The sequence below is a fragment of the Pseudomonas sp. HP_14 genome (assembly GCF_055283875.1).
On sequence record NZ_JBTOQI010000001.1, the window covers coordinates 88,472 to 114,417 of the forward strand.

Genomic DNA, 25,946 nt, shown 5'->3' on the forward strand with positions numbered 1-25,946 from the left:
CGAAACTCTTGCTCCAATCCTTAACGACCAGGAATGTTCAAGACTTCGCCCAGGTTTCAGTCGTGCTCGAACTCGATCAACACCTTGCCAACGTGCTGCGCAGCGGCGAAATAGGCATACGCATCAGGCGCGTCGTCGAACCTGAAAGTCTTCGCGACTACCGTTTGAATGCCGTTCGCTTCGATGGCGCGCAGCAGGTCGACGAACATCTTGCGGTTGCCGTTGGCGATGCCCCGGATGGTCACGTTTTTCAGGATGAGCGATACATAGTCAGGTATTGGCGACTTCTGCCCAGGGCTTACACCTATCACGGCAATACGCCCGTTCACAGCTGCTGCCGCGATGGATTGGCCCAACGTATCTTGACCGCCTGTCTCGATGATAATGTCGGCACCTGCGTTGCCGGTAAGCAGCATCAACTGTGCGGCCCAGTCGGTATGGGTGCGGTAATTCACGGTGATGTCCGCGCCGAGTTCGCGAACATATTCCAGTTTCTCATCGCTTGAGGAAGTCATCGCCACTCGCGCGCCCAGGACCTTGGCGATTTTCAACGCTGCCAAGGCCACTCCCCCAGTGCCCAGGCAAAGAACAAGTTCCCCCGGCTTGACCTTGCAGACCTCAACCAAAGCATTCCAGGCGGTAAGTCCAGCGGACGCGAGTGCGGCGACATCTTTATCCGTCAACGCTTCCGGGACGCGGATCAACGCCGCTGCCGGAAGTACAATTTTTTCAGCAAGCCAGCCATCGTGGCTGACACCGACGTCATGGCTGAAAACGTCAGCGCGAAACTCCCCGTCCAGCCAGTCAGGAAAATGACCGCAGATGACCCGGTCACCTTGCTCAAACTGCTCAACCCCTTCGCCGACTGCAATGACTTCTCCGACGCCCTCGGAAACCGGAATACGTTCAGGCGCCTGCTTAGGGCCATATACACCCCGAAGAATCTGGACGTCTCGACTGATGAGACTCACAAGCCGGGGGGCGATAACCACTTCCCCTGCCCCGGCAGACAATTCGGGACGGGTAGTCGCGGTCAGTGAGTCCAGGCCATTTTGAGCACCTATCTGGAAAGCTTTCATCGGTTAATCCTTGTTTCGCAAAATTTAGAGCGTGGAGATGTGTCGAGCCTTGGGCATTCCCAAAAGGCACCGACTGCACCTTACAAGAAAGATCGCTGCCGTGTAGCCGCCATGAACGCAAACCAGTCCACCGCCCCCGTTCGAGAGGCTGACGATGCACGCCTGTGCAGTAACGCCCGATTGATTGAACGCTCACGACTCGACAACGACTAACCCCCTGAGAGCTGCCGGACCCAAACCATATCAGGCAGTGTTAACTGGCTAGGAACAACACCGGTCTTCATGACGTCGGTTGTTCACAGCACTTATTGGGGGATTCAATGACCGAGGAATTGACACAACTTTTTACTGAACACGCGATTCTGGGTATTTCGCTGGCGAGCTGGATCTTCGCGCTGTGTGCAGCGTCGCTGAGTTACGTGTTTGCCAGAACTGCGATCAGCTTCGTTTTAAAAAGAATTCAAGCAAGATCGGCCGTGGGTAACGGCCACTTTAACCACATCGCGGGCCAGGTACTGTCAGGGACAAGCAATACCCTCCTGATCCTGGCCTCGATACTGATTGGCGTCGGGATTCTTGATTTGCCCGAGCGCTGGCTTGGCCGGGTCAGCAGCCTCTGGTTTGTTGTGGCAGCCTTGCAGGTCGGGCTCTGGCTGAACCGGGCATTGGCGCTGGGTTTGCACCGCTATTTTGCCCGTCATAGCGCAAACCAGACTTTTCAAGCGGGTGCGCTTGCAACACTCAGCCTCTGGGGCGCCCGAGTATTGCTCTGGGCTGTCGTGTTGTTGGCCATGCTGTCCAACGTAGGTGTCAACATCACGGCCTTTGTTGCCAGTCTCGGCGTGGGTGGTATTGCTGTTGCGCTGGCGGTTCAGAACATCCTCGGCGATGTATTCGCATCGCTGTCCATCGCCGTCGACAAGCCGTTTGAAGTGGGAGACTTCATCGTCGTGGGTTCGCTCTCCGGTACTGTCGAGCACGTCGGCTTGAAGACGACGCGTATCAGAAGCCTTGGTGGAGAACAGATCGTGATGGCAAACGCCAACATGATTGCGAGCACCATTCAGAACTACAAGCGGCTGCAGGAGCGGCGCATTGTCTTTGAGTTTCGCCTTACTTATAACTGTTCAGCAGAACAGATCAAGCAGCTCACACAAAAGGTTGAAGACATCATCAAGAACGAAGACAAGGCGCGCTTCGACAGGTGTCATTTCAAAGGCTTCGGGGAAAGCGCACTGGAATTCGAGACGGTTTATATCGTCCTGGATGCGAGTTACAACGTCTATATGGATGTTCAGCAGGAGATTAACCTGCAGATCATGACGGCAGTCACTGATCTGGATGCGCAATTCGCTTTCCCTTCGCGAACCGTCAATGTCGCTTCATTGCCCGGGCAAAGCGAGACGGGTCCGATCAAGGCGCTGTCACCCGCTTCCGAGCCTGCATAAAGGTGCCTTTGAGCGCTGCCGGGTAGCGCTCAAAGGTTAGGCGCCATCGCATGTGATGGCCAGGCGATCAAGCGGATTGCCGCTGGGCAGCAATCCGCAATGGCTGCACGCCGTTGCCTTGGTGCAGGCTACCCGACCCAACTGACGGCGGTTTTGGGAATAACTTCAGACTCGTCGAGCTTGGAGGCAAACATGCTTACTGCCTCGACGGCGTCGCTGGTACCGCTGCGAATCTGCAAAATCACCGAGCCCGCTTGATCGGCCAGGCTAACGCCGCGTTTTGCGCCCTCCTGAGTGGCGTTCATGCTGGCGACTGCATCACGGGTTTCAGAAAGGATCTTGCCGATCATTTCGGCAATCTCAGCTGTCGAGCGGCTGGTACGTCCCGCCAGTTGCCGGACTTCGTCGGCCACAACCGCAAAACCTCGCCCCTGATCGCCGGCGCGCGCCGCTTCAATGGCGGCATTGAGAGCCAGCAGGTTGGTCTGATCAGCGATACCACGAATGGTATTGACGATGGCTGTGATCTGTTCGGAGCGCTCGCCCAGTTGACCGACAAGCCGGGCTGACGCGCCAATATTGTCGGCTATCTGGCGCATTTCCTGGGCGGTTTCCTGAATGACCTGGGCACCCTGCTCGGCAACTTTCTCGGTCTCCGCAGAAATATGGTATGCCCGTGAGGCACCGCGAGAGTCCTCTTCAAAGCGCTCGACACGCTCGGTGATATCACTGGCAAACTTGATGACCTTGGACAATTTACCGTCAGCGTCATACACCGGGTTATAAGTCGCCTCCAGCCAGACTATTCGTCCGTTCTTACCGAGACGTTTGAACTGACCGCTGAAAAACTCACCCGCATTCAACCGACGCCAGAAGTCGCTGTATTCAGTGCTATTGACCAGGTCTGGCTCGCAAAACAGCCGGTGGTGCTTACCCTTGAGGTCGTTCAGGCCGTAACCCATGGTCCGCAGAAAGTTGTCGTTGGCCGAAATAATGTTGCCAGCGAGATCAAACTCAATGACGGCCATTGCCCGATCCAGTGCGGCGAGTTTACCCCGCGTCAGCGCTTCCTGGGTAACTTTTTCAGTCACGTCCAGCGCGTATTTGACGATCCTCAGCACTTGGCCACGTTCGTCGAGCACCGGGTTGTAACTGGCTTCAAGCCAGACATTCTGCCCCGCTGCATTGACTCGCTGGAACGTACCGGAGACGAATTTACCGGCCTGCAGTTGCGACCAGAACTGGCTGTAATCGGCGCTGCGGGTCAACGTCGGGGTACAGAAGTCCCGGTGCGATTTACCGGGTAACTGCTCTGCGCGATAGCCCATTGCGGTAAGAAAATTGTCGTTGGCACGAAGGACTTTGCCGTCCAGACTAAACTCGACAACCGCCATGGAGCGGCCCAGTGCTTCAATCAATCCCTTATAACCCACGACTTCGGCCGTCCTGGCCGCCAGTTCATCTTTAAGCGATTTATTGAACATGGACCTGCCCTCAGTGCTGCCTCAACGTATATATCTTCAACAGGTATCGGCGGACAATCCGGCAACTGGATTACGCTGCTCATAATTATGTTTTGACGTCAATAAACTGAATGTTAACCCGCAAAAAACGACGCAAGCGTCGAATCAAGGTGACCGGCAGGGTTCAAGACCCTGTTCATGTATTCATCTCCAGATGACCTGTTTGTTGTGACGCCTTTTTTCTTTGGCCACGGTCGATGTTACTGAACACCCGCCACTGATGTTTGTCCCAACAGGCCAATGAAGGATTGCTCCACGGAGTTATCGAAATGAATCCTGTGACACCAGACGGTCGCTACTTTTTGGTCAACGGGCAACTGTGGCGCTGCTCCAACCCCAATCTGGATGAAGAAAAGCGACAGCGTCTGGTAACAGACCTGATGGCGGCCCGGCGAGCGGTAAAAGCAGCGAAAGCTTCGGGCGATCCCGAGCAGATGAAGGCAGCGAGATCAGAGGTTCAGATAGCCAAGGTGGCTCTTGGGGAGCGAGGGCCGGTTTGGTGGGAGGATGGTGCGTCAGACTTCAACCGGTACAAGGTCACTAACACGCCATATGAGCAATGGTATCGAGCACTGGACGTCTCTGATTCCTGAACCGGGACGGACTTTTTTTGCGTACAGGCATCCAACCCAGATATAGCCACCGTGCTTCCAGATCACATTCTCTCGGCCAAGGGGTATCTATGACCTTCTACATTTTTCTGCTCGCGTGTTGTGCAGCCGCTGCGACGGGCATCATCTTCAAGCCCGGCGCCTGGTACGAATCGCTGCAAAAACCGGGTTTCACGCCGCCGAACTGGGCGTTTCCAGTAGCGTGGACCACGATCTATTTACTGCTCGCATGGGCCGGTTATCGCTTGACGCTACTCCCCGGCAGCGAGATTGTCCTGGCACTGTGGGCGGCTCAAATTGCACTGAATACGTTGTGGACACCGGTGTTTTTTGGGGCAAATAAAATCCTCGCTGCAATGGTCATCCTTGGCTTGCTCTGGATTGTCGTTGCCACAATGGTGGTCATGGCATTGCAGCTGGATGTCATCACCGGGCTGATTCTGTTTCCCTATCTGGCGTGGCTATCTGTGGCTGCTGCGCTTAACTTCTCCATCCTGCGGCACAACAAATGAGGCAATAAGCGCGATCAAGGCCTGCACGCTATGATGTTGATCGCAATCAAAAGCGTTGACAGCTTTGATTACGGTCGACATCATAATCGCATGAACGCAAGTCACTAAGACTGCGCTCAGCGTGTATGGGATCGAATGGTGCGCACATGATCGTTGAAGCCAAGAATTACCCCACTGAATCGCCAGCGGAGTTCATCCACGCTGCGAATCGGTCGGTGAATGTCGAAGGAACAGCATTTGCCTACCGTGACTTGGGGCCCAGAGACGGGCTGCCGCTCATTCTGTTGAATCACTGGGGGGCTACCCTCGACAACTTCGACCCGCGCATCGTCGATGGGCTGGCTCACACCCGACGGATCATCGTCACGGACTATCGAGGCATCGGCGCTTCTGGTGGATCCGCCCCACTGACCATCAGTGAGATGGCCAATGATGCGATTGCCGTAATACGCGCGCTGGGATTCCAGAAAGTCGACTTATTGGGTTTTTCATTGGGTGGATTCGTCGCACAGGACATCGCGCTTAAAGCCCCTGAGCTAGTGCGAAAACTTATTCTTACGGGTACCGGGCCAGCGGGCGGCATCGGTATCGACAAGGTGTGGTCTGTGTCGTGGCCTTTGATGATCAAAGCGTTGCTGACGTTGCGAGATCCGAAGTATTACCTTTTCTTCACTCCCTCGGCCAATGGCAAGCAAGCCGCGCAGGCTTTTTTAAAACGGCTGAAAGAACGCGAAAAAGACCGTGATAAAGCCGCAAGTCCGTACGCGTTCTTGAGGCAGCTGAAGGCAATCACTGCATGGGGTCGACAGCCGCCTCAGGATCTCAGCCGCATACGAGTTCCGACCCTGATTGCCACCGGCGACAACGACATCATGGTGCCTACTGCGAACTCGACTGATATGTCCCTTCGTATCCCCGGCTCTGAGCTGATTATTTATGAGCACGCCGGGCACGGTGGGATCTTTCAGTACCACGCTGACTTCGTCCCCAAGGCTCGGGCGTTTCTGGATTCCTGATTCAGAACTTCAGAACTTCAGAACCTCAGAACTTCAAAACTTCAGGGGCACCGGCTTCCTCGGCGTAATCAGGCTTTTGAGCAGAACACGAAATGGGACATGAAGAAGTACAAGCAAAGAACTCAGTCGTGGCGCGGCCCCTTGAAGCCTTACCGGTGAAGAGTGTCGAAAACCCCGAAGGTGCGTTCGCAAATATCTCACCCATCGACTTATCTCCACCCGTTACTCCGTCGTCCACCGGTGATCCTGCCAAGACGCAGCGAGCGTTAAGCACAGTGCAGGAAAGGCTTCGGGCGCTGAGTGGACAAGTGAAACGACCGGCTGGAGCTCAAACAAAATCCGGGTCCATCTCCCCTGCAAATCCGGCTGAAATCGTATGGCGCAGTCTGATGCTCGATCCGTAACAAGACACCTTTAGCGCGATCAACGGCCGTATTCATGGACCCGACTACGATAGCGCACTCTGTGGAGACAGAAATGAACTACAAAACGTTCGGCAATACCGGGCTCAGTGTTTCAGAGCTCGCCCTCGGCACCGGGAATTTCGGCACTGGCTGGGGTTACGGAGCGGATCCCGACTCCAGCAAGGCGATATTCAATGCCTACGCTGAAGCCGGTGGTAACTTCATCGATACCGCAGACATTTATCAATTTGGCCAGTCCGAGGAGTTGCTCGGGACGCTACTTGAGGGACGACGCGATGATTTCGTACTCGCCACTAAATTCACCAACAGCGCAGCTGCCAGTCCCAATCGGCTTGCCACAGGCAACAGTCGCCGGGCTTTAGTGACATCGGTAGAAGCCAGTTTGAAGCGCCTCAAAACAGATCGCATCGACATTTACTGGGCACACCACCCGGACGGCGTTACCCCGGTAGAAGAAATCGTCAGAGGCTTCGAGGATCTGGCACGTGCGGGAAAAATCCTTTACGCAGGTCTCTCCAACTTCTCTGCATGGCGACTTTCCCGCGCGGTCACACTTGCTGAACTAACCCACGCACTGCCTATCGCAGCGGCTCAATTTGAGCACAGCCTGGTACATCGTGATCCCGAAGCTGATCTTTTTCAGGCGTCAAAGGCTCTGGGCCTCGGCATAGTCACGTGGTCTCCATTGGGCGGCGGCATGCTGACTGGTAAATATCGGCAGGGTGAGAAAGGTCGGGCCGAAGGTTTTGGTGGAAAAGTATTCCAGGCGGAGAACTCGGCACAGCGCACGCTTATTCTGGATACAGTGCTGGAGATTGCGAGTGAACTCGGCGTCAGTGCTGGCCAGGTTGCTATCGCATGGGCAAGTACCCACGGGGCAGTCCCGATCATAGGACCGCGCTCTGAGCAGCAACTTGCCGACAACCTCGGTGCATTGGCCGTAGACCTTTCATATGACCAGGTGTGCAAGCTGGATGCGGTGAGTCGCCTGGTCCCTTCCGGGCCATCGCGACTGTCGGCTTATGAGCCGAACAAGCTCAACAGCAGGATCATTGCGTAGCGAGTACAGCAATCGCAATCGGCCTGATGCCGGTCAGTCAAGCTGACCGGCATTTTTTATTTCCCCCCATGAGGCAAAACCATTTCTTCCCTCGTGCGACAGAGTCGCTTTGCTCAGTTGGCCGCTCCGGGAAACCGTGGAGGATTGTAGTCCTCACGTTGTTTCACCTTGGCCGACGCGCGCACCTCACTCGGTGTGCGGCGGTAGTACCCAATCAGGCAAGGCTTGTCGATGCGATACACAATCAACTCGCCGGGATCGAGTAAATGGCGACGCAGCACTTGAATACGCTCGAAAACTGCTTTAGACAAGGAGCCCACGGGCCTGCACACTCTGTCGAGACTGCCTCCCGGCAACGAGCACAGCCAAAGGAATTGCGTTTAATGTTTCACCTCATGTTCAGTCTGCCTTGCCTGTACGCCATCATCCGTTTTATCTGGCCAATGCCATGGGCTCTTTCCGCAAGAATTGCAGTGGCACTGCTGTTGATACTTGCCTCGCAATACCATCTCTACAGTCGGCTATCTTCCGGAAGCGTTTTCTCGCCGGAGTTTCCGCGCAGCGTCGTGATGCTTTTTAACTGGGGATTTGGCGCAATCCTGTTGATCGCGGTGTTTCAGATACTGGTCGATCTGGGCACGCTGCTGACAATGCTGGTTAGACGTCAGTGGCTGACCGTCCCGACTGGCCTGCGCTATGGCATTGGTACTGCTGCGCTAGTGCTGTCAGCAATCGGCGTCAATCAGGCAGTCCGCGTGCCGCCGCTCAAAGATATCGACGTTGCAATTCGAAACCTGCCCCCGCAATTTGAGGGTTATCAGATATTGCAGCTCACGGACCTGCATATCAGTCGGCTGTTTGACCAGCCGTGGACACGCGACGTCGTCAGCAAATCAAACGAGCTGGGCGTCAACCTGATCGTGGTAACCGGCGATTTGATCGACGGTTCAGTCAGCGACCGGACGCTGGATATTGATGCCCTGCGCAACCTGCATGCTCCGGACGGGGTGTACGTCATCCCCGGCAACCACGAGTATTTCTTTGATAACGAGGCCTGGATGCAGCACTTTGTCTCGCTGGGCATGATTCCGCTTGCCAACAGCCACACGCTGCTCAAGCGTGACGGCGCGCAGATTGTATTGGCTGGCGTCACCGATGTGACTGCGCCCAAAACCGGCTTCCCCGCGCCAGACCTGCAACAGGCGCTGAAAGGATCACCAAAAGACACACCGATCATTCTGCTGGATCACCAGCCCAGGAATGCTCAGCTCTCAGCCGATCAAGGCGTAGACCTGCAGCTGTCCGGCCATACCCACGGCGGAATGATCCTGGGGCTTGAGCGGGTAATCGCCCTCGCGAATGAAGGCTTCGTGTCCGGTTTTTATCAGGTGGGCGACATGCAGTTGTACGTCAACAACGGCACGGCCCTGTGGCCCGGCTTCGCCCTTCGACTGGGCGTACCGTCAGAGCTGACGCGCATTACTTTGCGACGCGCAAGCGGTTCGGATAAGCCATAGATGACTCGTCGGGGCATTCGCGCCCCGCAGCAGGGGCTGCCCGAAGCCTCGGCAAATAAAGGTAAGCTTCAGGAGCGCATAAAGGCGACGAGTCATGCATGAAGCGCAAGTGCGCGCCCATGCATTTTTGTCCTCGTATAAAAAACAAGAGAGAGAAGTCCTTATGAAAATGAAACAGGCCTGGTTGTCGCTGGCCCTGATCTCCACGCTTTTCGCCTTATCGGCTCAGGCTCAAACTGACAATAAATGGGTATCAGCATGGCTGGGTGCCATTCAGGGGCCCTACCCGGTCGGTAACCCCTCGGCACAGCCGGATCTGAGTCTCGCTTTTCCTACGCCGAATCAAGGCGCGCAGGATCAAACCTTTCGACTGATGGTTCGGCCAGACATCTGGACGGGACAAACACGGATTCGCCTGTCCAACGAACTGGGCACCCGGCCCGTTACGTTTGACGGTGTTTACGTGGGCTTACAGCAAGGTAGCTCGGCAGTCATGCGAGGCACTAACCAGGCCGTCTCTTTTGCGGGTAAGCCCAGCATTGAGATTCCACCGGGTACATCGGCCTGGAGTGATCCCGTCATACTGCCGTTTGCCCAGGCAAAAGACTTGTCACTCCTTCAAGGTCGCAGGCTGGCCGTCAGCTTTCATGTAAAAGGCCAGAGTGGCCCGATGACATGGCATGCCAAGGCACTGAACACTTCTTATGTAAGTCGCCCTGGCGCGGGTTCTGTAGGCCATTCCGAAGCAGAAAACGCCTTCCCTTTCAGCACCACCTCCACCTACTTTCTGGACGCAGTCGACATGATGGCGCCCAAAGATACCAAGGTCGTGGTTGCCTTTGGGGACTCCATCACTGATGGCACCGGTACGACTTTGAACGGCGATGATCGCTGGCCAGATGTACTCGCCAGGAAGTTGCATGCGGTTTATGGAGACAGGGTCTCAGTCGTAAACGCGGGTATTGGTGGCAATCAAATTGCCGGGCCTGCCGCCTATTCGCCGCAAGCACCTTTTGCTGGCGGCCCGTCAGCAAAAATGCGCGTGGAAAGAGATGTTCTGGGCGTCTCTGGTGTAACGACTGTTATCTGGCTGGAAGGCATCAACGACCTCAGCAAGAACGGCAATGCCTCGGTTGAGACGGTCAAGGCTGTGATGACCGAAACGCTGAACAAAATAAGATCGCAGCGACCAGAGATCAGAGTCATTGGCGGGACAGTGATTACCGCCCTTGGCAGCACCAGTGCTGCGCACGGTCATGCTGAACAGAATACAAAACGTGAAGCGCTGAACGCCTTCATCCGCACATCCGGCCTCTTTGACGATGTGATCGACTTTGAAGCCGCCACGCTCGACCCGGCAACCGGTGGCATGCGCGTTGAGTTTGTGCCCGACAGCACCGTGGGCGGACCTGGCGATAAACTACATCCGAACAGAGCGGGCTATCAGGCAATGGCTGAGAAGATAGACATTTCACAGCTGTTCAAGGCCGAGCCCAAATAAGGACCGGACAGTAGCGGCTCCTTGGTTGAGCCGCTACTTCTGCGAAAAATCTCCGCTGTTCAACAACTCAACGTCGCCGCATTTTCAAAGCTTGAACTTGCCCACCAGCGTATTGAACGAGATCGCCAGACGAGACAACTCCTGACTCGACGCATTGGTCTGGTTCGCACCTGCTGATGTTTGAGTCGACAAGTCCTGAATGTTCACCAGGTTGCGATCAACCTCACGTGCAACCTGCGCCTGCTCCTCTGCTGCGCTGGCGATGACCAGATTGCGTTCGTTGATCTGGCTGACACCCGCGCTGATTCGTTCCAGGGCCAGGCCAGCTTCGGTTGCCAGCGACTGCGTGCTTTGAGCCATCGACTGGCTTTTGCCCATCGACTGCACGGCTTCATCAGCACCGGCGCGTACGACCTTGATCATCGCTTCGATTTCGCCAGTGGAGGCTTGAGTACGGTGGGCCAACGCCCGGACTTCATCCGCTACAACGGCGAAGCCTCGACCCTGCTCACCAGCACGGGCAGCTTCGATGGCGGCGTTGAGAGCCAGCAGGTTGGTTTGCTCGGCAATACCGCGGATCACGTCGAGCACTTTGGTGATGTCTCGAATCTGACCCGCCAGGGTTTCAACACGCTGCGTGGAGTCATTGATGTCCACTGCCATGGTGTTCATGGCCGTCACTGCCTGCTGCACTTGATGTTGACCCTTGATGGCATCTTCGGCGGTCTGGCTTGATACTTCAGAAGTGCTGGCTGCGTTACGGGCAACCTCCTCTACCGCTGCGGTCATCTGGTTGACTGCCGTAGCGGCCTGCTGAATCTCATCATTTTGACGAACCAGACCCTGGGTGCTGTCTTCAGTAACTGCCGTCAGTTCTTCAGCGGCCGAAGCCAACTGATCAGAGGCATCGGCGATTTGTTGCACGGTGCCTTTGAGGTCTTTCTGCATGTTGGACAGCGCTTTGAGCAGTTGCCCGGTTTCATCCTGGCTACCTGCTGCTATCTCTTTGCTCAGGTCACCCTGGGCAATTCGGGTTGCGCTTTCTACAGACAGGTAAAGCGGTTTGGTGATCATGCGTGTCACCCACAAGCCCAGAATCACTGCGGCACCGGCAGCAATAAGCGCCCCGATGATCAGCGCCCATGTCACCCGATGGTTGGCTTCGTCACCTGAGGTCGCAACATCCGCTGCCTGGCGGGCATTGGACTCGATCATGATTTTGACTTCGCCAATGGTCTTGCGATACGCAGGGTTCGCCGTGCTATCGGCCAGCTTGGCTGCCTGATCCAGATCACCCGTTTTAAGCAGCGCAAAAACATTTTCAGCAGCAGCGACATACGCAGCCCAATCGCGCTCGAACTCGTCGCCAGCAGCACGCTCATCAGCTTCGAGCGGCGTAGCCCGATAGATTTTAAAGTCTTGCTCGGCCTGGGCCTGATTGTCCCTGAAGGACAAGACCACCGTGTTCACCTCTTCAGGCGTCGCCTTGCGGAACGCCAGGTTAATGGCTTTGAACATGTCCCGGTTGGTGGCAATTGCGTTTGCCTTGACTGAGTCGGTTTTCTGGATCGACACCAGGTTGTTGCTCACGGTGCCCTGCAACTGGCCATAGATCGTTGAGATCCCGCTGTAACCCAGCGCCGCAACGCCGACAGTAATGACGGCACAAAGACCAAAAGCAGAGAGCAGTTTTGATTTGAGCTTCAGATTCAGGAACTGGGACATGGGAAGCACTCGGGTCTGGAATTGTTAGAGTCGAGAGCTAAACGGACCAACGCCCTCTCTAGCCGCGTTATCGACTGAGAGTGAACAAACTTTATTGCCCTTGTAACACTAAGTTACAGCGCCAGTTCCTTGATACACGTCGTGGGCGCAGCATACGACTGTGTAGGAGCGCACGAGCACCGCGAGGCCGCGATAGCGATGTATCAGACAAAACACCATCGCGGCCTCGCGGTGCTCGTGCGCTCCTACAGGTTTTTTACTTGCTGCGCGACAACGTTGTGTCATGGTCGCGAGGCAATTTCGTCCAGATGCTGAAGCAGGTCTTGAGGGTCTTCATACACCCTCAACGCGCCCGCCCGCTCTAGCTCACCGATGTCATAACCGCCCGACAACATCCCGATGCCGGTTGCCTTGCAGCGTCGGGCGGCAAGCATGTCCCAGATCGCATCGCCGACCACCAGGCACTCATCAATAGCCACGTCCATCTTGCGCGCAGCGGCGAGGAATAAATCCGGATCAGGTTTGCCGTACTGCACGTCGTCGCGGGTGATGATGTCGATGTCATTGATGTCCAGCTTCAGCGCTTTCAAATTGATGGTTGCTGTATCCATTCCGCCGCTTGTCGCAATACACCACTTGAGGTTGTCTTCGCTGAGCGCATGAAGCAGTTCAATAGCACCAGGCAAAGCAATGATCTGCCCCTGTAGCCGTTTGTAAGCCTGCGCATGTTTATCGCTGAGGCGTTGCGCTTGTTCGTCCGTGATCTTCAGTCCGGTTTCTCGCGACAGCGACTTGAGCATAAGCCCGCCACTCATGCCGATTTTCCTGTGGATGCGCCACATGGCGAGAAGAATATTTTCTGAGTCCAGCGCTTCTTTCCACGCTGCAACGTTTTGGTAGACGCTGTCGGTAAGTGTGCCATCAAGATCAAAGATGAATGAAGTCTGGGGACGCATCAGGCGGTTCCTTTAATGAAGTCAGGTTGGGTGCCCATGTTCGAGTGCCTGACAATCTGTGCGTTCGGTATTTCGTCTCACGCCTTCGTTTGTTCGCACCTCAAGGCAACAAACCCCAAAAAACTATAAATAAGTTGTACAAGAAGCTACATTGGTACAGGTTTTTTTGATCCATTGCCGTAGATGACGAGGATAGCGTTGTGGATAGAGGGATCGGATGAGTAAGGCCCGCCGACTGTGTCTGATTCTGGGCGATCAGTTATCTTTTGATCTTGCCTCGTTAACCGGGCTGGATGCCGAGCGTGATGCAGTCTTGATGGTCGAGGTCATGGAGGAAGCCAGCCACGGCCCTCATCACCCGCAAAAAATCACGTTGATTTTCAGTGCCATGCGGCACTTTGCCGAGGCTTTGAAAGCACGCGGTATTTGTGTGCACTACGTCAGGCTCAACGACCCGCAGAACAGCGGCTCAGTACCTGGCGAGTTGCATCGTTGGCACTCGTTGTTGCAGCCAGAAACGTTGCAACTGACCGAGACCGGTGACTGGCGTCTGGAGCAATCGATCAAGCAGTGCGGCTTACCGATTCTGTGGCACAGCGACAAGCGTTTTCTCTGCAGTCGCGCCGAGTTTTCTGACTGGGCTCAAGGTAAAAAACAGCTGCGGATGGAATTCTTCTACCGCGAAATGCGCCGCAAAAGCCGGTTGTTGCTCAATGGCGACGGCACACCGGTCGGGGGTGCCTGGAACTTCGATGCAGAAAACCGCAAGGCGCTGCCCAAGAACGTTCGTACCCCCTACCCGGCTCGTTTCTCTACCGACGCAATCACTCAGGAAGTGATCACGCTGGTTCGGGAAAGGTTCTCCAGTCACTACGGTGCTTTGGATAAGTTTGATTACCCGGTGACTCATGCCGAGGCCCAGTCTCTCTGGGAGTACTTTCTGGACTATGGCTTGGCAGGCTTTGGCGATTATCAGGATGCGATGGCCATCGACGAACCGTTTCTTTTCCATGCGCGCATCAGTGCGGCGCTGAACATTGGTCTGTTGGATCTGCGCCAGTTGTGCAGCGATGTGGAGTCGGCGTATTGGTCAGGCAGGATTGCGCTGAATGCCGCAGAGGGCTTCATTCGTCAACTGATCGGCTGGCGCGAGTATGTCCGTGGCGTGTACTGGTTGAAGATGCCGGATTACGCCAGCGGTAATGCGTTCGGCAACAGCAGACCGCTGCCGGAGTTTTACTGGACCGGCAAAACCAGAATGAACTGCATGCGCCAGGCCATTGGTCAAAGCCTGGAATATGCCTATGCCCACCACATTCAACGGCTGATGGTAACGGGCAATTTTGCGCTGCTGGCAGGCATAGCACCGCCGCAGATATGCGAATGGTATCTGGCGATTTATATGGATGCGTTCGACTGGGTCGAATTGCCCAACACGCTGGGCATGGTCATGCACGCCGATGGCGGCTATCTCGGCTCAAAGCCTTATTGCGCCAGCGGTCAGTACATCAAGCGCATGTCCAATTACTGTGGTGATTGTGCTTACAAAGTGACCGAAAGCACCGCCGACAATGCGTGCCCGTTCAACGCTCTGTATTGGCATTTCCTGATGCGCCACGATGATGTTTTGCGCAGTAATCAGCGCATGGGCATGATTTATAAAAATCTCGACCGCATGGACGAATCCAAACAGGAAGCACTCTGGCAACGGGGTGAGATGTTGCTCGCCAAACTGGATGCGGGGGAGTTGATTTGACACGGCTTTTTTGTCCGGGCGACTTCACAGCGGCTCATGGAATTCACGCGTTTCTTCTGTAGGCGTGAGCTTGCTCGCGCTAGCGGTAGAACTGTTGAGAAATTATCGTCTGACCAGGCGCTATCGCGAGCAAGCTCACTCCTACAGGGCCTAAGTTTCACTGCTCGACGGGCGCACTTCTACAGAAGTACATTTCAATGCCAAGAATTGGGTTTTTCATGCGAGCAATGCGTTGAAGAAAAGTGAGCTACCAGTAAAAACCTGCGTTGTCTGTGGCTTGCCCTTTACCTGGCGCAAGAAGTGGGCTCGCTGCTGGGATGAGGTTCGCTACTGTTCGGAGCGTTGCCGGCGGCACAAGCACGCCGCTCACTGATATCGCGTCCATGTCCGAAAGCGTCCTGCATACGACCGAGCGTTGTCTGTTCCCATGCTTGTCTGGCCCATACCATGTCCTCTGCCGTTCACATACTACAGAAGCCAAGAGGACAGACCATGAGCAACAGAGCCCTGATTGTCATTGATGTACAATATTCCTTTCGCCACTCCGCCTATTGGTCCGAAACCGACCTGCCGGGCTACCTGAAAAATCAACAGGTGTTGATTGACGGCTGTGTCCAGCAAGGCATCCCCGTGGTACAAGTCTTCCACGTTGAGGAGCAGGGACACTTTTCCCTGGCTTCGGGCCATGTGAAAACCCTGGACGAGGTATCAATCAACCCTGACGTGATCATTCACAAACGTCAGCACAGCGCTTTCGCAGGCACCCCACTGGCCAGTTGGCTGAGGGAGAGAAACATCAATTCCTTGATCATCAGCGGCATCCGCACCGAACAGTGCTGTGAAACCACTACGCGGCACGCTTCAGACAGTGGCTTCAACGTGGACTTCGTCAGCGAGGCGACTTTGACGTTCCCCATGACTCACTCACGCACTGGCCGCACTTATAGTCCGGCGGATATTCGTGAGCGTACCGAATTGGTGCTGGAAGATCGCTTTGCCCGGATTACCACCGTCGCTCAGGCACTGGCAGGTTAAACGATGATCGTCCCGGTGTTGTTTGTACTGCTACCCAATGTGCTGATGCTTGATCTCGCAGGCCCGGCGGAAGTACTGCGCCTGGCCTCGCAACTTGAAGGCCCGAACGGGCCGGATTTTGATTTGCAGTACGTCAGCCCGGTGCCTTCGCTGCAGTCATCAATCGGTCTGCCACTCGCAGGTCTTGCGCCTTTGCCGGAGACCCTGGCGCCGGGCACGATGGTCGTGCTGGTGGGTTCTACAACGAACCTGTCCCCTGCTGGCCTACTGGAATTCGAGTCCGCCAGCGCCGCGGTCACTGGCTGGCTTCGTCGGGTATTCGAGCCGTCAGGGGAGCGACTGGTGTGCATTTGCGCCGGGGCGTTAAGTGCCGCAAGAGCGGGTTTGCTGGACGGCCGACAATGCACCACCCACCATTCCCTTTGCGCGACGTTGCATGCTCTCGCGCCAACGGCACGAGTCCTGGAAAACCGGCTGTATGTGACTGACGGTCAAATCAGTTGCAGTGCTGGCGTCACGGCGGGCATAGACCTGATGCTGCATCTGCTCGCCGAACTGGCAGGACCACAAATGGCCTGCGCGGTGGCTCGGGACATGGTCGTGTACATGCGGCGTGGCGGGGCAGACCCACAACTGTCGTCCTGGGTCAGCGGCCGCAACCACTTGCATCCTGCACTGCATCGGGTGCAGGACGCACTTACCGCAGCACCGTGCGATGACTGGACCGTGACTCGCATGGCAAGCCTGGCCTGTACCAGTAGCCGACATCTGGCGCGTCTGTTCCATGAGCATGCGGGTGTCAGCCCGCTCGACTACTTACACCGGCTACGGGTGAGCGTCGCCCGCGAACTGTTGGCCCAATCAAACCTTGATATGGAAGCCATCGCTGAACGCGCAGGTTTCGGCTCGGCCAGGCACCTACGCCGTATCTGGGGCAAGTACGAATCCGCTCCGCCATCGGAAAGCCGCTGCGTTTAGGCACACGCTCCTGAGTCAGTTGCAAGACGAATACAAAGGGGTGATTGATGTATTTATGAACCTCACTCAGCAGTCCTTGCGGATTTATCAGTCTAGTGCGCGCGACACATGGCTCTTATATTGATGCCGGATGCATCAGCAGGCGCTTGAGTAGGCGCGATATCGCTTTCCTCTTCCCGTCATGGTGGTGTTACGGCGCAGTACTGGTATGGAGAGGATATGGGCTGAACGAGCGCCCAAACCAGAGCGTTTCAATACCCCTGTAGGAGCTGCCGAAGGATGCGATGGCGGTGTATCAGGCATAACTGATCGCAGCCTTCGGCAGCTCCTACAGAATATGCATTTCAGGCTCCTAAGCAGGGATGCTTTTGCAGCGCAACGGCCTAGCGGATCTCATTGACGTACATGAAGTGCTCAGTGCTCGCGCGCTGGTGGGTCATCATCACCGGCGTGGCCGCCTGATCGAATGACACAGCATCAATGATCATCAGCGCATGGGGCGCAGTCAGTTCAAGCAGACGGCAATCTTCTTCATTGGCCAGGCCAGCGGTCAGTTGCTCGCGCACGGCGGCAACTCGCAGACCGTACTGTTCCAGCAGATAGCGATAGAGCAACTCTGGCAGCTCATCCGGGCCCGGGAAATCCGGTACTTTGCTGGCCACAATCGTGAACTGCTCGTGCATGGCGGCCACACCGTCGATGCTGCGCAGACGGTGCAATCTATACACCGGGCTGCCTGCTTCGATCAGGAGCTTTTCAGCATCCTGCGCACTCGCTTCGCCTAACTGATAATCGAGCAATACGGTGCGCGACTTGAGCAGTGCCCCTTCCTTGTTGTGCAAACGAAAGTACTGAAAGAAATAGCGCAGGTTGTGCAGTGGCGCCCAGCCAGTCACCACGGTGCCTGTCTTGCGACGGCGCATCAGCATCCCTTCGGACACCAGTTCGGCCAGTGCGCGGCGGATGGTGCCGACTGACACGCCAAAATCAGCGGCCAGCGCGTTTTCGCTGGGTATCACCGTGCCGCTGGTCCACTCACCGAGCAGAATCGCCTCGGATATCTGCCTTTTGACCACTTCATAAAGAGGCGCACTGTCGTTTTCGCTCAGCCGCGAAAAATTCCCGGATGCGGGCGGCGAATTGCTATCTGTCATCTTTTTTCCTTGACGGGCCGTGCGTGGATACTTAACTATAAACTATATAGAAATACATCGAGAGCAAAAATGACGACGAATGCAGCGCTGAAACAGGCACTCCAGTCGATCGAAGCGGATCATGATTCGCTCATCAGCGATCTGCAACGAATGATCGCCGTGGACACCTGTTTTCCTCCGGGAGCAGGCTATGGTGCCTTTGCCGACCTGATGGAAGAATTAGTCACGCCACTGGCCATGAACGCCCGGCGCGTCACGGTGCCCGAGGCGCTGTGGCAGACCCGCAGTGGCGAAGCCTACGGCGAGCGCGTCAATCTTGTCGCTCGCCAGGCAGGTGATCAGGAGGTGTGCAGCCTGTATTTCCACGTCGACACGGTACCGCCCGGCGACGGCTGGACCCAGCCGCCGCTGCAGTTGACCGAGGTTGACGGCAAGCTCATCGGACGCGGCACTGCTGACATGAAAGGCAGTGTCGCCTCTACCCTCGCCGCCTTACGCGCCGCGCAGCGTTTCAATTTGCCGTTGCGCTACTGCCCCTCGCTGCTGCTGTGCACTGATGAAGAAGGCGGTTTGTACCCCGGCATTCGTTATCTGGCTGAACAGCAGCTGGTCGAAGGCCATATCCTCAGCTTCAACGGCGGCGCGGCACCGCGGATCTGGGCGGGCTGTTTCGGCAGTGTCGATGTGAAGATCACCGTCAAAGGACGTTCTTCTCATTCGGGTGAGCCGGTCAACGCGATCAATGCCATCGAGCAGAGCCTGCCGCTGCTGAATGCGTTGCACAGTCTTAAGCAGCAGGTGCAACAGCGGGCCTGGCCGATGCCCGCGCCACCGCACTACAACGGCGCTCCGCTGATTTCACGCATGACGCTGGCCGCTGCGCACGGTGGCAGCAAGGGATCAACCGTCCCGGCGCAATTCGAGATTCTGATCAATCGCCGCTATGCGCCGCAGGAGCCATTCGAGCAGGTCATGGCGGAACTGCAGCAATGCATTGAAACGGCCATGGCCGATAGCGAAGCATTGTCCGTTGAACACGAAATCATCGGTCATCTGGCGCCGGTCGCAGACCCTACAGGCCCGCACTGGCCACGCTGGCAGGCGGCACTTGGGGTTGGCTTTGGCTTCACTGAAGCACAATTCCAGTGCTATGGCTCGTCGAGCAGTTCGGACATGGGCTGGGTACAGCAAGCCGGCATTCAGGAGATTCTCCTGGGTGGGCTGATCCGTCCGGAAAGCCGGATCCATGCCGCTGACGAATACACCACGCGCGGCGATCTGGTCGCATTGGCGCAATCGATTCTGGCTTATCTGGCAGCGGACTTTACCCCGCCAGCTCAGCCCGACTGAACACTGTAAGCCCCGAAGACCGGCATCAAGACTGGTTATCGGCTTTGTTTTACCTGGCTGCCCTACGCCCACTCATTGCTAAGTGAAGTATCGCCATGACCACAGTTTTCAGGCTCAACCGCCGTCGTTTCCTGACCACCTCAGCCATCGTCACCGGCGCAGCGATGTTGCCGTTCTCCAGCACGCTATGGGCTGCAGCCGCTGCACGCAAAGGCGGCACCTTGCGGATCAGCGTCGATCAGGCAGTTGGCATGCTCAATCCGCTGCTGGCGCGGGTCAATCCTGAGTACTTGCTCAGCGAGTTGCTCTACAACGGGCTGACGCGCCTGAGCCAGGACATGCAGGCAGAACCCGATCTGGCTCAATCCTGGAGCCATAACGGTACCCTCACGGAGTGGACGTTCACGCTGCGCAGCAATGTGCTCTTCCATGACGGCAGTACTTGCACGGCCAAGGACGTCGCCGCCAGCCTGCAGGCAATCCTTGATCCGAAGACTGCCTCACCCGGCCTGCGCAACATCGGCCCGATCCAGAGCGTAGAGGCGCTGGATGATTTGCGCGTCAAACTGACCACCAGTGCACCGTATGCCGACCTGCCGGTGAGCCTGGCTTATCCGGACGCCAAAATCGTCCCGGCCGCCATCGTCCAAGGCGACCTGAGCCGCCTTTCCCGCGAAGCCGTCGGCACCGGTCCTTTCAAGTTGGTGTCGTTCGAGCCTGAACGCATGGTGGTCGTTGCCCGCAACGAGCGTTTCTACGACCCGCAGCGTCCGCATCTGGACCGCGTTGAAATCCGTGTGTACCCAGACCCGTCTTCAGAAAGCTCGGCGCTGATGTCCGGCGACATCGACCTCATGCTTTCCGCTCAAGCCACTGAGTTCAGTCGTCTCAGTGAAGCCAGCGGGGTCAAAGGCCTGCGCGTCGCCTCCGGTCAATTCCTGAACATCAACATGGCCTGCGATCAACCGCCGTTCAATGACGTTCGCGTTCGGCAGGCATTGTCCCTGTGTGTTGACCGCGCAGCGCTGGTGGATTTCGTTGCTGAAGGCTTCGGTACGCCCGGCAACGACACCCCGCTCAATGCCGCGTACCGCTACCACAGCGACATCGCCTTGCGCGAAGCCAACATCGAGCAGGCAAAGAAACTGCTGGCCGATGCCGGTTATCCCAACGGGCTGGACATCACACTGGTTGCCTCGGACAAACCGTCCACACGCACGCAACTCGGCATCGCGGTGCGTGAAATGGCCAAGCCTGCCGGTTTCAACATCAACGTTGCGACCATGGCCAACAGCACCTATCTGGATCAGGTCTGGAAGAAGGGCAACTTCTACGTTGGCTTCTACAACATGCAGCCCTCCGCCGACGCAGTGTTCTCGCTGCTGTACACGTCGAACGCCGCCTGGAACGAAACCCGCTGGAACAACGCCGAGTTCGATACGGCTGTTGCCGCCGCGCGTGGCACTGACGACCCGGTCAAACGCGCCGCCCTGTACGCCACCGCGCAAAAACTCATGCACGAACAAGTGCCGTCACTGATCCCGACTTTCTTCGATGTACTGGCCGCACAGCGCAACTATGTTCAGGGCTATCAACTGCACCCACGCGGCGCGGTATTCCGTCTTGATCAGGCATGGCTGGACGACAGCGCGCCAAAGCGTGGATGAACCGAGGATAAACCTGTGACTGCTGCTTATCTGACCAAACGCTTGCTTTTGGTCGTGTACACCCTGCTGATCGTTTCACTGCTGGTCTTTGCCATAACCCAGTTGCTGCCCGCCGATGCCGCGGTGACGCTGCTGGGCCAGAGCGCCACGCCTGAAGCCCTCGCCGCCCTGCGGACAAAACTCGGGCTTGATCAACCTGCCTGGCTGCAATTCAGTCACTGGCTGATGGCTGTGTTGCAAGGGGATCTCGGCGTGTCGATGCGCAATGGCCAGCCGGTGCTGGGTTCACTGCTTGATGCGCTCGGCCGCTCGCTGCTGTTGGCGGCCTGCTCGTTGCTGCTGATGCTGGCAGTGGCGATTCCATTGGGGATCATTGCCGCGGTGAAGCGTGGCCGTCCGGTCGATCTGATCATCGGCGTGCTCTCTTATATAGGCGTGTCATTGCCGGAGTTCGTCACCGCCACGCTACTGATCCTGCTCTTTGCCGATGTCTGGCAATGGCTACCAGCGACCGGTTATGTGCCCCTTGGCGACAACTTCGTCGAAGGCATCCGCCACTTGGTTCTGCCGACGCTGACGGTATCGATGATCATGGTCGCCCATGTCTCGCGCATGGTGCGCTCGGAAATGGTTGATGTACTGGAAACCGACTATATCCGCGCTGCCCGCCTTAAAGGCCTGACACGGCAGAGGGTATTGCTGCGTCACGCGCTGCGCAACGGCTTGCTGCCAACCATCACCATCGTCGCTCTGGACGTGGGTTACCTGCTGGGCGGCATCGTCGTGGTCGAGGAGATTTTCAACATCCCGGGGATCGGCCGCGAACTGCTGGTGGCTGTCGCTGCCCGCGACTTGCCGGCGATTCAGGGCGGTGTGCTGATCCTTGCTGCTACCTATTGCGTGGTCAACTTTGTGGCTGACCTGACCTATGCCTATCTCGACCGGCGAATTCAATATGCGTAATGTTTTTTACCGGCTGCTGGCAACGCCTCAGGGCTTGCTGGGCAGTCTTATCCTGCTGCTCGCTGTGGTGCTGGTGGTTGCCGGGCCAGCCCTGGCGCCATTCGACCCGGAAGCCATTTCGATTCTTGCCCGCTACAAGGCACCGAGCCTGGTACATTGGCTGGGCACCGACCAGATGGGCCGTGACATCCTCAGCCGCGTGCTGATCGGCGCGCGAGCGACAATTTCGTTATCGGTCTTCGCGACCGTCATGGCGATGCTCATCGGCGCATTGCTCGGCACCGTCAGCGGTTATCTCGGCGGACGCATCGACGAAGCGCTGATGCGAACGCTGGATGCGGTGATGTCGATCCCTACCCTGCTGTTTGCGTTGTTGATTGTCAGCACGCTGGGCAGAAGCGATTTCAACGCGGTACTGGCGATCACCATTGCTTTCGTACCCGGCATGGCACGGATCGCCCGCAGCGTCGCCCTCGCCGCTCGCCGTCAGGACTATGTGAATGCCGCCATTGCCCGGGGCGAATCCACCGCCTACATCGTCGTGCGGGAAATGCTGCCCAATATCGTGGCGCCGATCATCGTGGAGGCGACCATTCGCGTGGCCTTCGCCATCATGCTGTTCGCGACGCTAAGTTTTCTGGGCCTTGGCGCGCAGCCACCGCAACCCGAATGGGGCTTGATGGTGGCTGAAGCGCGACGCTATTTCTTTCAGGCACCGTGGATGATGCTGATGCCCGGTCTGGCCATCGCCATCATTGCGATCGGTTTCAACTTACTGGGTGATGGCTTGCGCGATGCCCTTAATCCTAAGGGGCAGCGCTCATGAGTACAGTCTTGCAAGTGGCTGACTACAGCCTCGACTATCAATTGCCTACGGGCGCTCTGCACGTGTTGCAGAACATCGACTTCAGCGTTGCTGCGGGCGAAGTTGTTGGTCTGGTCGGTGAGTCCGGCTCGGGCAAAACCACATTGGGCTGGGCAATCATGCGTTACCTGGCAGGCAACGCCCGGGAGATTGGCGGCAGCATCAGCCTGCAGGGCGAGAACCTGCTGCAAATGCCCCAGCGCCAAGTGGAAACACTGCGTGGCGGGCGGCTGGGGATGATCTTTCAAGACCCTAGCGCCTCTCTTAACCCGACCCTCAGCCTTGGCGAGCAGGTCGTGGAAGTGCTGACCCGCCACCGCAACCTCGGTTACCGCGAAGCCTGGGCCTTGGGCGAGCAATTGCTGGCCGACGTCGACCTCAAAGACCCGGCCGCCATGATGAAGCGCTTTCCCCATGAAGCCTCGGGCGGTGAAAAACAGCGCGTGCTGATTGCCACTGCCTTCGCGTGTCGCCCGCAATGCCTGATTTTTGATGAGCCGACCACTGCACTCGACGTGATCAGCTCGGCGCAAATCCTGCAATTGTTCCGCCGTCTGCGCGAAGAAACCGGGGTTGCTTCTTTATATATCTCCCATGATCTGGCGCTGGTATCACGTGTCGCGGACCGGGTTTGCGTGCTCAACCAAGGGCGCATTGTCGAGCAGGCACGCGGCGGGCGTATTTTCAGTGCGCCGGGTGATCCTTACACGCAACGTTTGGTCGCGGCCGTTCCAGCCGCCGACAAACGTCTGCTGGACGAACAAAAAGCCACGGGGGCACCGCTGCTGCAAGTCAGCGACCTCAACGTCCGTTATGGTCGGCCCGGCATGCTCGACAGTCTGTTGCAGCGCAAATCCGTGACCTCCATGGGCGCTCGCGACATGAACCTGAGCATGGCGCGTGGTGAGATCCTCGGCATCATTGGCGAATCAGGCTCGGGCAAATCAACCCTGGCCAAGGCCCTGACCGGCCTGACCCCGTTCACGGGGGCCGTGTATTTCGACGGCACGCCGATCGCCGGGCCTGCACAAATGGATCGCGATTACCGGCGCAAGGTACAGATTATCTTCCAGCACCCGGATGCGTCCCTCAACCCAAGGCAAACGATCGGCCAGATTCTCTCCCGACCACTGCGTCTGTATGGCTTGAACGCCGGCGAAACCGAGACGGACGCCATCGCCCGTCTGCTCCGCGAAGTGCGCTTGCCTGAAGACTTTGCCAGCCGCTATCCCCACGAGTTGTCGGGTGGACAAAAGCAGCGTGTGGCCATTGCACGTGCCTTCGCCGCCCGCCCGGAACTGGTCATCTGCGATGAAATCACCGCCGCACTGGACGTTTCGGTGCAAGCAACGGTTATCGAACTGCTGCTGGAGCTGCGACGCCAGCACGGCACTGCGTACCTCTTCATCACTCATGACCTGAACCTGATCCGGCAAATCGCCCACCGTATCGCGGTGATGTACCGCGGCGATTTGCTGGAAATTCTGCCCGCCGTAGACATGGCCGCACAGGCAACTCACCCCTATACCCGCGCCCTGCTCGATGCAGTGCCGCAGCCTTTGAATGAATTGGAGCCCCTGCATGACGCCTGAAGCGCTACTCGAACGCATTGACAAGGCGTACTGCCTGGATTTTCTGGCGCGCATGGTGCAGCACAAAAGCTACAGCGCCACCCCCGAAGAAAGGCAATTGGCTGAGTACATGGCGGGACAGATGCAGGCGCTGGGTCTGGATTCGCAATTGATGCCAGTTCCAGGCGAACGCCTGAACGCTATCGGTACGCTCAAGGGTCAGGGCGGCGGCCACAGCCTGTTGTTCAACGGCCACCTGGACACCAACCCGGTGACCGAGGGCTGGACCGTGGATCCGTGGGCCGGAAAGATTGATGACGAGTTCATTTATGGCATCGGCGTCTCCAATATGAAAGCGGGCGACGCTGCCTACTTCTGTGCGCTGAAAACCTTGATCGACGCTGGTATCAAGCTCAAGGGTGATGTCATCCTGACGTACGTGGTGGGTGAGTTGCAGGGCGGCATCGGCACCATCGCGGCCATCGAGCAAGGCGTGAAGGCAGACTATTTCATCAACTCTGAACCCACTGACTTGCAGGCCGTCACCCTGCATGTGGGCTCGTTGATGTTCGTGATTGAACTGACGGGCGATACCCGTCACCTGTCCAAACGTGAAGAAGCCGTAGACGTGATTACCGCTGCGGTGCAATTGATCCCGCAGATCAACGGCATCACCTTCAGCGGTGCCCGCTCGCCGGAACATGAAAAGGTTAACCGCGGGCACATCGGCGTAGTGCGCGGCGCGCTGGGCCGCGACCTGGAAGAATGGCGTCCGCCGCAAGTCGCGGACTTTCTGCGCTTGCGCGGTTCGGCTCGCTACACCCCTGGCCAGACAGTGGAGTCGGTGCTGGCAGACATACAGCGCCTGCTCGATCAGCTCTGCGAACAATTCCCGGGGCTGCAGGCAACCTTGATCAACGACAGCGACAACCAGCCGTTGATGCCGCCCTTCGAAGTGTCCCACGACTCGCTGATCGTCAAGGCAGTCAACGCGGCTTATCTGCAGGTCCGTGGCGAGCCTCAGCCAACCGGGATCATCACCCCGCCCGCCTATTTCGGCACCGACGCTGCGCACTTTTACCAGCGCCTGGGCATGCAAGGCGTGGTCTGCGGCCCCGGCGGCAAGTTCAACACCATGCCGGATGAACGCGTGCACAAAGTCGACTATCTGGACATGGTGCGCGTCTACATCCTGGCCATCCTCAGTGTGTGTGAGGTTGCCGAATAATATTTA

The 25,946-nt window shown here is 57.1% G+C and carries 23 protein-coding genes and 2 pseudogenes; 17 read left to right on the plus strand and 8 right to left on the minus strand.

Features of this window, described 5'->3' with window-relative positions:
- Positions 1 to 56 precede the first annotated feature (56 nt).
- Positions 57 to 1,079, minus strand: coding sequence for a zinc-dependent alcohol dehydrogenase family protein (locus tag ACYASS_RS00350; protein WP_463584611.1), 1,023 nt, complete (start codon positions 1,077 to 1,079; stop codon positions 57 to 59).
- A gap of 320 nt (positions 1,080 to 1,399) precedes the next feature.
- Here ACYASS_RS00350 and ACYASS_RS00355 point away from each other — a divergent pair, with 320 nt between their 5' ends.
- On the plus strand, positions 1,400 to 2,527 hold the full coding sequence (locus tag ACYASS_RS00355) for a mechanosensitive ion channel family protein (protein ID WP_463584612.1): 1,128 nt from the start codon (positions 1,400 to 1,402) through the stop codon (positions 2,525 to 2,527).
- 128 nt (positions 2,528 to 2,655) lie between these two features.
- On the opposite strand, the gene ACYASS_RS00360 is transcribed toward ACYASS_RS00355, so the two are convergent.
- Together ACYASS_RS00360 and ACYASS_RS00365 are read right to left on the minus strand one after the other, a co-directional pair.
- Complete coding sequence (locus ACYASS_RS00360; protein WP_422765486.1) at positions 2,656 to 3,270, minus strand: methyl-accepting chemotaxis protein; 615 nt, start codon at positions 3,268 to 3,270, stop codon at positions 2,656 to 2,658.
- Positions 3,244 to 4,011 (minus strand): annotated as a pseudogene (locus ACYASS_RS00365) (PAS domain-containing protein); the annotation flags it as partial. The pseudogene ACYASS_RS00365 and the gene ACYASS_RS00360, both read right to left, overlap by 27 nt.
- A 308-nt stretch (positions 4,012 to 4,319) precedes the next feature.
- Here ACYASS_RS00365 and ACYASS_RS00370 point away from each other — a divergent pair.
- From ACYASS_RS00370 to ACYASS_RS00385, 4 genes are all read left to right on the plus strand, one after another.
- Positions 4,320 to 4,643, plus strand: a complete 324-nt coding sequence (locus tag ACYASS_RS00370) for a hypothetical protein (protein WP_463584613.1) — start codon at positions 4,320 to 4,322, stop codon at positions 4,641 to 4,643.
- Positions 4,644 to 4,732: 89 nt separating this feature from the next.
- On the plus strand, positions 4,733 to 5,173 hold the full coding sequence (gene tspO, locus ACYASS_RS00375) for a tryptophan-rich sensory protein TspO (protein ID WP_463584614.1): 441 nt from the start codon (positions 4,733 to 4,735) through the stop codon (positions 5,171 to 5,173).
- A gap of 146 nt (positions 5,174 to 5,319) precedes the next feature.
- Positions 5,320 to 6,189: an alpha/beta fold hydrolase gene (locus ACYASS_RS00380; protein ID WP_463584615.1), complete on the plus strand. Its 870-nt coding sequence runs from the start codon at positions 5,320 to 5,322 to the stop codon at positions 6,187 to 6,189.
- Between the two features lie 477 nt (positions 6,190 to 6,666).
- Positions 6,667 to 7,674: an aldo/keto reductase gene (locus ACYASS_RS00385; protein WP_463584616.1), complete on the plus strand. Its 1,008-nt coding sequence runs from the start codon at positions 6,667 to 6,669 to the stop codon at positions 7,672 to 7,674.
- 113 nt (positions 7,675 to 7,787) lie between these two features.
- Here ACYASS_RS00385 and ACYASS_RS00390 read toward each other — a convergent pair whose 3' ends face one another.
- Positions 7,788 to 7,985: a hypothetical protein gene (locus ACYASS_RS00390; protein ID WP_463584617.1), complete on the minus strand. Its 198-nt coding sequence runs from the start codon at positions 7,983 to 7,985 to the stop codon at positions 7,788 to 7,790.
- Between the two features lie 72 nt (positions 7,986 to 8,057).
- Between ACYASS_RS00390 and ACYASS_RS00395 the strand changes: the two genes are divergently transcribed.
- Complete coding sequence (locus ACYASS_RS00395; RefSeq protein WP_463584618.1) at positions 8,058 to 9,191, plus strand: metallophosphoesterase; 1,134 nt, start codon at positions 8,058 to 8,060, stop codon at positions 9,189 to 9,191.
- Between the two features lie 94 nt (positions 9,192 to 9,285).
- A complete protein-coding gene (locus ACYASS_RS00400; protein WP_463584619.1) occupies positions 9,286 to 10,692 on the plus strand; it encodes a GDSL-type esterase/lipase family protein in 1,407 nt (468 codons plus the stop codon).
- Between the two features lie 84 nt (positions 10,693 to 10,776).
- Here ACYASS_RS00400 and ACYASS_RS00405 read toward each other — a convergent pair whose 3' ends face one another.
- From ACYASS_RS00405 to ACYASS_RS00415, 3 genes and pseudogenes are all read right to left on the minus strand, one after another.
- The gene (locus tag ACYASS_RS00405) at positions 10,777 to 11,640 is read right to left on the minus strand and encodes a methyl-accepting chemotaxis protein (RefSeq protein ID WP_422765489.1); all 864 of its coding nucleotides are present in this window, start codon (positions 11,638 to 11,640) and stop codon (positions 10,777 to 10,779) included.
- Positions 11,635 to 12,417: pseudogene (locus ACYASS_RS00410) on the minus strand (MCP four helix bundle domain-containing protein); the annotation flags it as partial. The gene ACYASS_RS00405 and the pseudogene ACYASS_RS00410, both read right to left, overlap by 6 nt.
- A gap of 281 nt (positions 12,418 to 12,698) precedes the next feature.
- On the minus strand, positions 12,699 to 13,373 hold the full coding sequence (locus ACYASS_RS00415; protein WP_463584620.1) for an HAD family hydrolase: 675 nt from the start codon (positions 13,371 to 13,373) through the stop codon (positions 12,699 to 12,701).
- A 217-nt stretch (positions 13,374 to 13,590) separates the two neighbouring features.
- On the opposite strand from ACYASS_RS00415, the gene ACYASS_RS00420 reads away from it, so the two are divergent.
- From ACYASS_RS00420 to ACYASS_RS00435, 4 genes are all read left to right on the plus strand, one after another.
- Complete coding sequence (locus ACYASS_RS00420; RefSeq protein ID WP_463584621.1) at positions 13,591 to 15,129, plus strand: cryptochrome/photolyase family protein; 1,539 nt, start codon at positions 13,591 to 13,593, stop codon at positions 15,127 to 15,129.
- A gap of 232 nt (positions 15,130 to 15,361) precedes the next feature.
- Complete coding sequence (locus ACYASS_RS00425; protein WP_463584622.1) at positions 15,362 to 15,502, plus strand: DUF2256 domain-containing protein; 141 nt, start codon at positions 15,362 to 15,364, stop codon at positions 15,500 to 15,502.
- A 119-nt stretch (positions 15,503 to 15,621) separates the two neighbouring features.
- Positions 15,622 to 16,164 carry a cysteine hydrolase family protein gene (locus tag ACYASS_RS00430; protein ID WP_463584623.1) on the plus strand — a complete coding sequence of 181 codons (543 nt, stop codon included), beginning with the start codon at positions 15,622 to 15,624 and terminating at the stop codon, positions 16,162 to 16,164.
- 3 nt (positions 16,165 to 16,167) lie between these two features.
- Complete coding sequence (locus ACYASS_RS00435; protein WP_463584624.1) at positions 16,168 to 17,142, plus strand: GlxA family transcriptional regulator; 975 nt, start codon at positions 16,168 to 16,170, stop codon at positions 17,140 to 17,142.
- Between the two features lie 383 nt (positions 17,143 to 17,525).
- Here the strand turns inward: ACYASS_RS00435 and ACYASS_RS00440 are convergent, their stop codons facing one another.
- The gene (locus tag ACYASS_RS00440; RefSeq protein WP_122663356.1) at positions 17,526 to 18,296 is read right to left on the minus strand and encodes a GntR family transcriptional regulator; all 771 of its coding nucleotides are present in this window, start codon (positions 18,294 to 18,296) and stop codon (positions 17,526 to 17,528) included.
- Between the two features lie 69 nt (positions 18,297 to 18,365).
- Between ACYASS_RS00440 and ACYASS_RS00445 the strand changes: the two genes are divergently transcribed.
- The 6 genes from ACYASS_RS00445 to ACYASS_RS00470 all read left to right on the plus strand — a co-directional run bounded on the left by ACYASS_RS00445 (position 18,366) and on the right by ACYASS_RS00470 (position 25,940).
- A complete protein-coding gene (locus tag ACYASS_RS00445) occupies positions 18,366 to 19,646 on the plus strand; it encodes a M20 family metallopeptidase (protein ID WP_463584625.1) in 1,281 nt (426 codons plus the stop codon).
- 95 nt (positions 19,647 to 19,741) lie between these two features.
- Complete coding sequence (locus ACYASS_RS00450; protein ID WP_463584626.1) at positions 19,742 to 21,313, plus strand: ABC transporter substrate-binding protein; 1,572 nt, start codon at positions 19,742 to 19,744, stop codon at positions 21,311 to 21,313.
- Positions 21,314 to 21,328: 15 nt separating this feature from the next.
- Entirely contained in the window at positions 21,329 to 22,276 is a 948-nt protein-coding gene (locus tag ACYASS_RS00455; protein ID WP_463584627.1) for an ABC transporter permease, read from the plus strand.
- The gene (locus ACYASS_RS00460; protein ID WP_463584628.1) at positions 22,269 to 23,102 is read left to right on the plus strand and encodes an ABC transporter permease; all 834 of its coding nucleotides are present in this window, start codon (positions 22,269 to 22,271) and stop codon (positions 23,100 to 23,102) included. Before ACYASS_RS00455 ends, ACYASS_RS00460 begins: the two co-directional genes overlap by 8 nt.
- The gene (locus tag ACYASS_RS00465; RefSeq protein ID WP_463584629.1) at positions 23,099 to 24,733 is read left to right on the plus strand and encodes a dipeptide ABC transporter ATP-binding protein; all 1,635 of its coding nucleotides are present in this window, start codon (positions 23,099 to 23,101) and stop codon (positions 24,731 to 24,733) included. The genes ACYASS_RS00460 and ACYASS_RS00465 overlap by 4 nt, the downstream gene beginning before the upstream one ends.
- The gene (locus ACYASS_RS00470; RefSeq protein WP_463584630.1) at positions 24,723 to 25,940 is read left to right on the plus strand and encodes a M20 family metallopeptidase; all 1,218 of its coding nucleotides are present in this window, start codon (positions 24,723 to 24,725) and stop codon (positions 25,938 to 25,940) included. The genes ACYASS_RS00465 and ACYASS_RS00470 overlap by 11 nt, the downstream gene beginning before the upstream one ends.
- Positions 25,941 to 25,946: the final 6 nt, after the last annotated feature.